10 protein-coding genes are annotated in these 10,705 nt (G+C 60.7%); 1 reads left to right on the top strand and 9 read right to left on the bottom strand.

The features are described 5' to 3' along the window. The 4 genes from AC07V4_RS25325 to AC07V4_RS25310 form a co-directional block, all read right to left on the bottom strand. Positions 1–369, bottom strand: a 369-nt coding sequence (locus AC07V4_RS25325) for a helix-turn-helix domain-containing protein (protein WP_492638564.1), incomplete at its 3' end; no start/stop codon positions are given. Between the two features lie 124 nt (positions 370–493). Next, positions 494–1,111: a TPM domain-containing protein gene (locus AC07V4_RS25320; protein ID WP_492638563.1), complete on the bottom strand. Its 618-nt coding sequence runs from the start codon at positions 1,109–1,111 to the stop codon at positions 494–496. 30 nt (positions 1,112–1,141) lie between these two features. After that, positions 1,142–1,870 (bottom strand): TPM domain-containing protein, encoded by a 729-nt coding sequence (locus tag AC07V4_RS25315; protein WP_492638562.1) that lies wholly within the window; start codon positions 1,868–1,870, stop codon positions 1,142–1,144. Positions 1,871–1,888: 18 nt separating this feature from the next. Beyond that, positions 1,889–2,500 (bottom strand): LemA family protein, encoded by a 612-nt coding sequence (locus AC07V4_RS25310; protein WP_431752145.1) that lies wholly within the window; start codon positions 2,498–2,500, stop codon positions 1,889–1,891. A 243-nt stretch (positions 2,501–2,743) separates the two neighbouring features. On the opposite strand from AC07V4_RS25310, the gene bglX reads away from it, so the two are divergent. Further along, entirely contained in the window at positions 2,744–5,035 is a 2,292-nt protein-coding gene (bglX, locus tag AC07V4_RS25305) for a beta-glucosidase BglX (RefSeq protein WP_492638561.1), read from the top strand. 113 nt (positions 5,036–5,148) lie between these two features. On the opposite strand, the gene AC07V4_RS25300 is transcribed toward bglX, so the two are convergent. The 5 genes from AC07V4_RS25300 to AC07V4_RS25280 all read right to left on the bottom strand — a co-directional run bounded on the left by AC07V4_RS25300 (position 5,149) and on the right by AC07V4_RS25280 (position 10,647). Then, entirely contained in the window at positions 5,149–6,306 is a 1,158-nt protein-coding gene (locus AC07V4_RS25300; RefSeq protein ID WP_492638560.1) for a phospholipase D-like domain-containing protein, read from the bottom strand. Position 6,307: 1 nt separating this feature from the next. After that, entirely contained in the window at positions 6,308–6,886 is a 579-nt protein-coding gene (locus tag AC07V4_RS25295) for a YceI family protein (protein ID WP_492638559.1), read from the bottom strand. Positions 6,887–7,075: 189 nt separating this feature from the next. Beyond that, the gene (locus AC07V4_RS25290) at positions 7,076–7,834 is read right to left on the bottom strand and encodes an IclR family transcriptional regulator (RefSeq protein ID WP_431750895.1); all 759 of its coding nucleotides are present in this window, start codon (positions 7,832–7,834) and stop codon (positions 7,076–7,078) included. A 63-nt stretch (positions 7,835–7,897) separates the two neighbouring features. Beyond that, positions 7,898–9,340 carry an amidase gene (locus AC07V4_RS25285; RefSeq protein WP_492638558.1) on the bottom strand — a complete coding sequence of 481 codons (1,443 nt, stop codon included), beginning with the start codon at positions 9,338–9,340 and terminating at the stop codon, positions 7,898–7,900. After that, positions 9,337–10,647, bottom strand: coding sequence for a citrate-proton symporter (locus AC07V4_RS25280; RefSeq protein ID WP_492638557.1), 1,311 nt, complete (start codon positions 10,645–10,647; stop codon positions 9,337–9,339). The genes AC07V4_RS25285 and AC07V4_RS25280 overlap by 4 nt, the downstream gene beginning before the upstream one ends. Positions 10,648–10,705 lie beyond the last annotated feature (58 nt).

The following is a 10,705-nucleotide window of genomic DNA, read 5'->3' as shown; positions in this document are numbered from 1 at the left end:
CCGCTTATTGACCAGCCCAAGCCGGTCAAGCCATTGGCCGGCTGTACTGGGAGACGGCCAATCGATAGAGGGATCCTCAATTCGCAATAGCTCAATGAGCTTCTTTGGCCCCCATTTATCGTGGGCTTCTTTCATCGCAGCTATTCGAGCCAAGATCTCATCGTCGGTCTTGTTTGGGCTGTTATGAGGTCGCCGAGAAACCTCGGCTAACGACTTCAAATCGCCGTTATGCCGAGAGATCCATTTGTCTACGGTCGGTCGACTGACACCGAAGCGGCGGGCCAATTGGCTTTTCGTGAAGTTACCCGAAAGCCAGTCAGCAACCAGCTTGATTCGTTGGTTCATGGGGGACTCTTGGTTCCAGGGCATGATCAGTTACCTCCTGATCATGCGTATTAACCTGTAAACCATGTCCCCGGTGAGAAATGTAAACGATGTCCCCGGTTTGTACCGGGGCAAGCCCCCTCCCACATTCAGATCAATGGTGTCTGGGCTATTTGAGTACGATCAGGCGGTTCGGTAGCTCGTTGCGGGTTTGCGTCAACGGCACATGCACCTTCAGCAACTCACCACAGGCTTCAATGCAGGTGATAAACCCGACCAGCGTCTGCCCCTGTTTCACCTGCTGGGTGAACGTCTTGACGATCCCATCCCAGCTGCTGTCATCCAGGCGTTTGGAAATGCCATCGTCCACTAGGATCTCCACATACCGCTCCGCCTCGCTGACAAAGATCAGCACCCCGGTGCTGCCCAGCGTGTGGTGCAGGTTCTGCTCCAGGAACTGCCGGCGTGCCAGGTTGGAGGCCCGCCAGTGGCGCACCGAACGGGGGATCAACCGCGTGGTGACCTTGGGCAAGCGAAACACCAGACACAACACGATAAACGTCGCCCACTGTGCCAGCAGCAAGGTGTACATGGTCAGGTAACCGGACAAGTAATGCACCACGCCCGGCACCACCAACGCGATCAGGCTGGCCCACAACAGCGGGATGTAAGCGTAATCGTCGGCGCGGGCGGCCAGCACGGTCACCAGTTCCGCGTCGGTGTTTTTCTCGACGCGGGCGATGGCCTCGGCGACCTGGCGCTGCTCGTGTTCAGTCAGTAATGCCATGGTTGTAGATGCTCTTTTTCGTTATTGTCATTACCAGCCACCTGAAGCCCCGCCACCGCCGAAACCACCGCCGCCGCCACGGAAACCGCCGCCTCCCCCGCCACCACCACCGCCGCGTCCGCTGCTGCTGAGAATCGCCAGCAGGATAGCGCCCACCGGCAGGCCGAGGCGATTGCATAACCACAACACGCCGATCAGCAGGATGAACAAGCCGATGGAGAACCCGGGATTATCCTTGGCAAAGTTGGCATCAGCCACATGGGCCGGTACCGCCAGCGGCTCGCCGCCCACCACCTGCAACATCGCCGCCACACCATCACTGATGCCCTGGCTGAAGTTGCCGGCCTTGAACTTGGGCGCGATCACCTGGTTGATGATCACCCACGACTGCGCATCCGTCAGCACGCCTTCCAGGCCATAACCGACTTCGATGCGCAATTGGCGCTCATCCCGGGCGATGATCAACAGCGCGCCGTTATCCTTGCCCTTCTGGCCAATGCCCCACTGGCGTCCCAATTGATAACCGAAGTCTTCAATGGGCACGCCCTGCAAGTCGGGCACGGTGACCACCACGATCTGGTCGCCCGTGGTTTGCTCCAGTGCCTGCAGCTGTTGCGTAAGCTGCTGGCGCGTGGCCGGGTCGATCATCTGCGCGTTGTCCACCACCCGACCGGTCAAGGCCGGGAACGTCAGCGCCGCCTGGGCCACGCCCACGCAGGCCAACAACCACAGTGCCAAGCCTATCCGTAATAAACGCATCGACACCTCAGGGAAGCCTTATTTGAACTTCACTTGGGGAGCTTTATCGGCATCGGCGCTGGTGGCTTCGAACGTGGCGCGGATCGGCAGATCGCTGTACATGATGCTGTGCCACAGGCGACCCGGGAAGGTACGGATCTCGGTGTTGTACGCCTGCACCGCCTGGATGAAGTCGCGGCGGGCCACGGCGATACGGTTTTCAGTGCCTTCAAGCTGGGATTGCAAGGCCAGGAAGTTCTGGTTGGCCTTCAGGTCCGGGTAGCGCTCGGACACCACCATCAGGCGGCTGAGGGCACCGCTCAAGCCATCCTGGGCTTGCTGGAACTGCTTGAGTTTTTCCGGGTTGTCGAGGGTGCTGGCATCCACCTGGATAGAGGTGGCCTTGGCCCGCGCTTCGATCACGGCAGTGAGGGTGTCCTGCTCATGGGCGGCATAGCCCTTGACCACTTCCACCAGGTTGGGGATCAGGTCGGCACGGCGCTGGTACTGGTTCTGCACCTGGCCCCAGGCCGCCTTGGCCTGCTCATCCAGGGTAGGAATGGTGTTGATGCCGCAACCGCTCAGCACAGTGCTGATCAATAGCAGAGCCGCGGCCTTGAAGCCCCAACGGTAGGTGTGTGCTGCTTGCATGGTGTTTCTCCTGGCGAAACGGGATGGAATTTGACAGCTGACCCTATCGATCACGCGCTTGAGGCATAATCCGCGGCCACTACTGGATTGCATCAAGTCAATCAGCTAAAAGATGCCCAGCGCGAATAAGAGTTCAGAAGTGTGGTGCATTTTGCGCAATAACACTCGAACAACAACATAAGTTCCCCACATTTTGGCAGAACGGTGCATTTGCGCCGTGCAGTAAGCCGAAAAAGGATAGTCATGAAAAAGCTGTGTTTGCTCGGCCTTGTTGCCACGCTGGCCACTCACCCCGTCTGGGCAGAAACAAAGCCTGCTGCGCTTAAAGACAAGGACGCCTTCGTCAGCGACCTGCTCAAGCAGATGACCCTCGATGAAAAGATCGGCCAATTGCGCCTGATCAGCATCGGCCCGGAAATGCCACGCGAGCTGATCCGCAAGGAAATCGCCGCCGGCCGCATCGGTGGCACTTTCAACTCCATCACCCGCCCGGAAAACCGTCCGATGCAGGACGCGGCCATGCGCAGCCGGTTGAAGATCCCGATGTTCTTCGCCTATGACGTGATCCACGGCCACCGGACCATTTTCCCGATCAGCCTGGCCCTGGCCTCCAGCTGGGACATGGACGCCATCGGCCGCTCCGGACGCATCGCCGCCCAGGAAGCCGCCGCCGACAGCCTCGACATCACCTTTGCGCCGATGGTCGATATTTCCCGAGACCCGCGCTGGGGCCGTACCTCTGAAGGTTTCGGTGAAGACACCTACCTCGTTTCACGCATCGCCGAAGTGATGGTCAAGGCGTTCCAGGGCGTGAGCCCCGCGAATGCAGACAGCATCATGGCCAGCGTCAAGCACTTCGCCCTGTATGGCGCGGTGGAAGGCGGTCGCGACTACAACGTGGTCGACATGAGCCCGGTCAAGATGTACCAGGACTACCTGCCGCCGTACCACGCGGCGATCAAGGCCGGTGCCGGTGGCGTGATGGTGGCGCTGAACTCCATCAACGGCGTGCCCGCCACCGCCAACACCTGGCTGATGAACGACCTGCTGCGCAAGGACTGGGGCTTCAAGGGCCTGGCCGTCAGCGACCACGGTGCGATCTTCGAGCTGATCAAGCACGGCGTGGCCAAGGACGGGCGTGAAGCCGCCAAGCTCGCGATCAAGGCCGGCATCGACATGAGCATGAACGACTCGCTGTACGACAAGGAATTGCCGGGGTTGCTCAAGTCCGGCGAGATCGAGCAAAGCGACATCGACAACGCTGTGCGTGAAGTACTCGGCGCCAAGTACGACATGGGCCTGTTCAAAGACCCGTACCTGCGCATCGGCAAGGCCGAGGATGACCCGGCCGACACCTACGCCGAGAGCCGCCTGCACCGCCCCGAAGCCCGCGATATTGCGCGCCGCAGCCTGGTACTGCTGAAGAACCAGAATGAAACGCTGCCGCTGAAAAAGTCCGCGACCATTGCCCTCGTCGGCCCGCTGGCCAAGGCACCCATCGACATGATGGGCAGTTGGGCCGCTGCGGGTAAACCGGCACAATCGGTGACCCTGCTGGATGGCATGAGCTCGGTCATCGGCGAAAAAGGCAAGGTGATCTATGCCCGTGGCGCCAACATCACCAATGACAAGGCGGTGCTCGACTACCTCAACTTCCTCAACTTCGATGCTCCAGAAATAGTGGATGACCCGCGTCCTGCCCAAGTGCTGATCGACGAAGCAGTGAAAGCCGCGAAGAACGCCGACGTGATCGTCGCGGCGGTGGGTGAGTCCCGTGGCATGTCCCACGAATCGTCGAGCCGCACCGACCTGAACATCCCACAAAGCCAGCGCGACCTGATCAAGGCGCTCAAGGCCACCGGCAAGCCGTTGGTATTAGTACTGATGAACGGCCGTCCGCTGTCGATTCTCGATGAGAACCAACAGGCCGACGCGATCCTGGAAACCTGGTTCGCCGGCACCGAAGGCGGCAATGCCATCGCCGACGTGCTGTTCGGTGACTACAACCCATCGGGCAAGCTGCCGATCACCTTCCCGCGTTCGGTGGGGCAGATTCCGACCTACTACAACCACCTGACCATAGGCCGGCCGTTCACTCCGGGCAAGCCAGGCAACTACACCTCGCAGTACTTCGATGACATCACCGGGCCGCTGTTTCCGTTCGGCTACGGCTTGAGCTACACCACGTTCAGCCTGTCGGACATGGCGTTGTCATCCACTACCCTGAACAAGACCGGCAAGCTCGACGCCAGCGTCACGGTTAAAAACACCGGCAAGGTAGATGGCGAAACCGTGGTGCAGTTGTATATCCAGGACGTGGCCGGTTCGATGATCCGACCGATCAAGGAGCTGAAGAACTTCCAGAAGGTCATGCTCAAGGCGGGAGAAGAACGCACCTTGCACTTCACCATCACCGAGGAAGACTTGAAGTTCTACAACACCCAGCTCAAGTTCGCGGCTGAACCGGGCCAGTTCAATGTGCAGATCGGGCTGGACTCCCAGGATGTGCAGCAGCAGAGCTTTGAACTGCTCTGATGTAAAGCTGTAAATACGGTCAATGTGGGAGCTGGCTTGCCTGCGATAGCGGTGGTGAATGGTCCACCGCTTCGCAGGCAAGCCAGCTCCCACAGTTGGTCTCAGTTTTTAGGTTAGCCGCGTCTATCCAGCAGGTTGACCACCAACCGATCAATCCACCCCCACACACGCTGCTTCACCCGCCGCCATAACGGCCGCGCCTTCCACGCCTCCAGGCTCACCGCCAGGCTCTGGGCAAAATCCCGTTCGAAACTGCCCGCCACCGCTTGCGTCAACTCAGGGTCCAACGCTTCCAGATTGGCATCCAGGTTGAAACGCAGATTCCAGTGATCGAAATTGCATGAACCGACGCTCACCCAGTCATCCACCAACACCATTTTCAGGTGCAGGAAACACGGCTGGTATTCAAATATCTGCACGCCCGAGCGCAGCAAGCGTGGGTAATAGCGGTGCCCGGCGTAGCGCACGGAGGGGTGATCGGTCCGCGGGCCGGTGAGTAGCAAGCGTACCTCCACCCCCCGCGCCGCAGCTCGACGCAGGGCACGGCGCACGCTCCAGGTCGGCAAAAAGTACGGTGTAGCCAGCCAGATGCGGTGCTGGCTGCTGTTCAAGGCACGGATCAGTGATTGCAAAATGTCGCGATGCTGACGGGCATCGGCATACGCCACCCGGCCAAGACCAGGGCCCGTCGCCGGCACTTTGGGTAAGCGCGGCAGCCCGAAATGGCTGGCGGGTTTCCACTCTCGACGCGCCGCATTGGCATGCCATTGGCGGTCGAACAGCGCTTGCCAGTCCTGCACCAACGGGCCGTTGATGTGCACCATCACTTCATGCCAGTCGGCGCTGTCGTTGCCCGGTGTCCAGAATTCATCCGTGACACCCGTGCCGCCGACAAAAGCGCTGTGCTGGTCGATCAGCAATAGTTTGCGATGGTCGCGGTACAGGTTGCGCATCCAGCGGCGCCAGTTGAGGCGATTGTAGAAACGCAACTCGACACCAGCGTCGATCAAGCGCTTACGCAGCCCAAGGGTGAACGCCAGGCTGCCGTAATCATCGAACAAGCAGCGCACCCGCACCCCACGTTCGGCGGCCAGTACCAGTGCCTGCACCATGGCGTCGGCGCACGCGCCGGCTTCCACCAGATAGAGTTCGAGGTCCACCTGCCGTTCGGCACGGGCAATGCCCACCAACATCTGCGGGAAGAAAGTCGGCCCGTCGATCAGCAACTCGAAACGGTTGGCGCTGCGCCAGGGAAACACCGCGCCGCCCATGTCAGCGCGCCGAAAAGATCAGTACCGCACCCACCGGCACCGACAAACTGATCGAGCTGAGCCCCGCCGCCTTACGCAAGACCGCCACACCAGGCATCAGCTCGAAATCCTCGGCATGCACCACCACGGGCTCCAGGGTCACCACTTGGAAACGACGATCGTCCAGCCGCGTGGCCAGCAGCTCGGCACTGTAGGTCTGGGTCTTGCCATGCAGCGTGACCGCCAACGGCAGACGCAACTCCAACTGCGCGCCGGGGGCCAGATCGTTGATCGGTTGCAGGTTTATCTGCGCGTTGATCTGGGCGTCAGGGAAGGTCTTGATCTCAAACAGGTCGTTGCGCATGCGCTCATCGCGTAAGGGGATGCCACTGTTGATCGACTCCAGTTCGACCTCCAACTGCGCCGCGCCGTTGCCATCGACCTTGCCATGCAACACCAGGAAGCGATGCACTTCGGCGATTTCGGTGTTTTTGGTCGTGACGAACGAAAGTCGCGAGGATTCGTTATCCAGATACCAATCGGCATAAGCAGGCACAGAGGCGGCGGTCAGCAAGGCGAAGGCCAGGGGTTTGATTGACATTGAAGACTCATGGGACGAAAAACCTGCACGAACCTTAAGCGCAATGTCACAAACGACGCAAACCCAATATGGGACGCGGCTTGTGTGGGAGAGGGCTTGCCCCGATGGCGATGTGTCAGTCATAGATTTATGAATCTGGCACGCCCTCATCGGGGGCAAGCCCCCTCCCACATTGGATCGGTGGCAACCTCAGGCCAACGCCCGCTGCACTTCGTGCACGGTCTCCTGAAGGCTGGCCATGTGTAAGTTCAGCACTCGCTCCACCGGCGCCTGATGCATCGGCCAATGCAACGCCATGCTGCCCACCAGACGGCCATTGGCACGCACCGGCAGCGCCACCGCACGAATCAGGAACGGCAAACGCACCGGGTACTCCCAGTAACCTTCGGTGCGTTGGCCGAAGCCCTGGTGCTGGGTCTGCTCGCAGACATGGTATTGCTCGTCTGCCGCCACCTGGTCTCGGCCTGCCAGGCGCTGCACTTCATCAAAGGGCAATTGCGTGAGGCACGCCTTGCCCATGGCCGAATGAAACAGGCTGGCATGCTGGCCGACGATCTGGCAGTTGTTCGGGTACAGCTTGCGCAACACACCTGGAATCGCACTTTCCATGACCTCCAGGCGCTCGCCGTCAAAACAGGAAAGGTCCACCACCAAACCGGTGCGCTCGCTCAACTCCAGCAGCCAGGGTGCGGCGCTTTCCACCACCTGGCGCTTGAAACGTTGCTGGGTATCACCGAACAAGCGCTGGGCGCGCAAGCGATAACGTCGATCGCTCAGGCCACGATAGACCCAGCCCTGCTCCTGCAAGGTCAGCAACATGCGCGACACGGTGGCCTTGGGCAAGCGAGTGAGGTAGTGCAACTCTTCCAGCCCCAGGGCCTGGTGTTCACCGAGTAATTCGACGATTGCCAGTGCGCGCTCAACCGAGCGTACGGTGCCTGTCTCCATGTTCGATCTCCCGGTTGCCGATGGATGATCATTGTTCACAGCAAGATACAGGCCCGTCCCGCGTCAACCGGTCAATTCAAGACAAGCAGGCGGCCGCCTCTGCACCCATTGCGTCAGTTGTTCATGGGCATACGCCAGTTGCAGCACCGCGCGGTCGGCCTGAGCCGGGCCGATGATCTGCAGGCCCATGGGCAAACCCTGTGGGTTGAAGCCCAGCGGGATGCTCATGCTCGGCAGGCCGGCCAAAGTGGGGCCGATCACCACTTCCATCCAACGGTGATAGGTGTCCATTTCACGCCCCGCCACCTGGCGCGGCCAGGGTTGTTGTGCATCGAAAGGGAACACTTGGGCAGTGGGCAACAGCAGGAAATCGTAACGTTCGAACAACTTGGCCAAGGCGCGATACCACTCGCTGCGGTCTACCGACGCCTGATACACCTGCTGGGCACTCAAGCCCAGGCCGCCCTCCACTTCCCATTGGGCTTCGGGCTTGAGCAGTGCGCGTTTTTTCGGATTCGCATAGGCCGCGCCCAGGTTGCCCTGCACCAGCCAGTGGCGGTGCACCAGCCAACTGCGCCACAGGCGTGCCAGGGAGAAATCCGGCTGGCAAGGTTCAACGTCGCAACCCAGCGTAACGAAATCGCCGAGGGCTGATTCACACAGGCTCAGCACGCCATCTTCCATCGGCAGGTAACCGTTATAGTCACCGAGCCAGCCCAGGCGCGTGCCCTTGAAATCACGTTGCAAAGGTTGGCCCAGGATCGTTGGATCGTCCTTGGAAGACAACGGTACCCGTGGATCGTAACCGGCCTGGATGCTCAACAACTGCGCCACATCGGTCACGCTACGGCCCATCGGGCCTTCGGTGCCCAGTTGCTGCACGAACAGTTCCGGCATCGGCCCGTGGGGCACCCGCCCCTGGGACGGGCGCAAGCCAAATACGTTGTTGAACGCGGCCGGGTTGCGCAGCGAGCCCATCATGTCGCTGCCATCGGCCACCGGCAGCATGCGCAACGCCAGGGCCACCGCCGCACCGCCGCTGCTACCACCCGCGACACGGCTTGGGTCATACGCGTTGCCGGTGGTGCCGAACAGCGTGTTGTAGGTCTGTGAGCCCAGGCCAAACTCCGGCACATTGCTCTTGCCGATAATGATCGCACCGCTGGCCCGCACCCGCGCCACGCTGATGGCGTCTTCTGTCGGCACATGCTCGGCAAACAACGGTGAACCGAGGGTGGTACGCAAACCCTGGGTGGCCGCCAAGTCCTTGATCGCCTGGGGCATGCCGTGCATCCAGCCACGGGAACGGCCCTGGTCCAGCTCACGATCACAGGCCCGCGCTTCGGCCAGTACCTCATCGGCATCACGCAACGACACCAGTGCATTCACACCTGGGTTAAAGCGCTGGATCTGTGCCAGATACGCCCGCATCACTTCTTCGCACGATACCTGCCGTGCGTGGATCGCCCGCGACAGTTCAGTGGCATCCCAATCAACAATACTCAAGGCTTCACCTCACTCGAAAACGGCAGCGGCTTTTTGGCACGCGGCGCCTCATGCATGCAGTAAGTGCCCAGCAGCGTCAGCACGCAAGCGAACAGTACATAGAAAGATGGCGCGACCGGCGTACCAAGCACCTTGCTCAGCCATGTGACGATCAGCGGGGCAAACCCGCCGAACACCATGACCGCCACGTTATAGGCCACCGACACACCGGTCGAACGCACCTCAATTGGAAACTGCTCGGCCAACGCCGTCGGTGCCGGGCCAAAAAAACCGCCGATGGCGGTGCATAGCATCACCTGCATCACCAGCAAACGCTCGATGGACGGCGCGGCGGCCACCCACACATACAACGGGTAGACCATCACGAAGAACGCCAGGGTGAACGCCATCAACACCGGCCTGCGTCCCAGACGGTCCGAGAGCAAGCCCGACAACGGAATCACCACGGTCATCAGCGCCACGGCAAACATCTGCACCATCAGCACCTGGTCCAACGGCAGGCCGAGGTTCTTGTGGGCGAAGGTCGGCATGTTCACCAGCACCACGTAGAACGACACCGTCGCACCGCAAGCCAGGCCCATGGACACCAGGATGCTGCGCCGATGCTCGCGGATCACCTGCATCAGGCTCGGCGCCGGGCCAGTGGCCTGCTTGCGTGCTTCGATGAACTCTTCCGGGTCTTCCATGTGCCGACGAATCCACAGCCCCACCGGACCAATCAGCAAGCCCAGGACAAACGGCAGGCGCCAGCCCCACAGGTCGAGGGTTTCAGGGGAAAAGAAGTGCGTGACCAGCGCCACCATCGCCGCGCCGCCAAACACCGCCAGGCATTGCCCCACCAATTGCCACGAGCCATACAAACCCTTGCGATGGGCCGGTGCGCTTTCAACCAGAAATGCGGTGGCACTGGCGTACTCACCGCCGGTGGCAAAGCCCTGGAGCATGCGCGCCACCACGATCAGCAACGGCGCACCCATGCCGATGGCCGCGTAGTTGGGCGCGAAGGCGATCAGCGCGATGGACACGGTCATCAGCCGGATAATCAACTGCATCGCGGCCTTGCGTCCTTTGCGGTCGGAATAGATTCCCAACAGGATGCCGCCTACTGGGCGCATGAAAAAGCCCACGCCGAAAGTGGCCAAAGCCATTAGCAGCGAGGCGTATTCGTCCTCGGATGGGAAAAACTGTCGGGCGATGATGCTCGCCAAAAAGCCGTAGACGATGAAGTCATACCATTCCAGCGCATTGCCGATCACCGCCGCCACCACTTGGCGGGTGCGGGAGACGCCTGTATGTGAAGCCTGCATGAGGAACACTCCATTCAACCGATAAGGGAAAGGGTCCAGCGGCAGAAAAAGTGCGGTC

It is taken from the genome of Pseudomonas sp. GW821-FHT03A09, from assembly GCF_059421065.1.
This window is presented reverse-complemented; position numbering and strand designations above follow the sequence as displayed.

Bases quoted from the DNA above. Each gene is read 5' to 3' on its own strand.
- bglX (WP_492638561.1), top strand. From the start codon at position 2,744: ATGAAAAAGCTGTGTTTGCTCGGCCTTGTTGCCACGCTGGCCACTCAC.
- AC07V4_RS25310 (WP_431752145.1), bottom strand. From the start codon at position 2,500: ATGCAAGCAGCACACACCTACCGTTGGGGCTTCAAGGCCGCGGCTCTG.
- AC07V4_RS25290 (WP_431750895.1), bottom strand. From the start codon at position 7,834: ATGGAGACAGGCACCGTACGCTCGGTTGAGCGCGCACTGGCAATCGTC.
- AC07V4_RS25315 (WP_492638562.1), bottom strand. From the start codon at position 1,870: ATGCGTTTATTACGGATAGGCTTGGCACTGTGGTTGTTGGCCTGCGTG.
- AC07V4_RS25295 (WP_492638559.1), bottom strand. From the start codon at position 6,886: ATGTCAATCAAACCCCTGGCCTTCGCCTTGCTGACCGCCGCCTCTGTG.
- AC07V4_RS25280 (WP_492638557.1), bottom strand. From the start codon at position 10,647: ATGCAGGCTTCACATACAGGCGTCTCCCGCACCCGCCAAGTGGTGGCG.
- AC07V4_RS25320 (WP_492638563.1), bottom strand. From the start codon at position 1,111: ATGGCATTACTGACTGAACACGAGCAGCGCCAGGTCGCCGAGGCCATC.
- AC07V4_RS25300 (WP_492638560.1), bottom strand. From the start codon at position 6,306: ATGGGCGGCGCGGTGTTTCCCTGGCGCAGCGCCAACCGTTTCGAGTTG.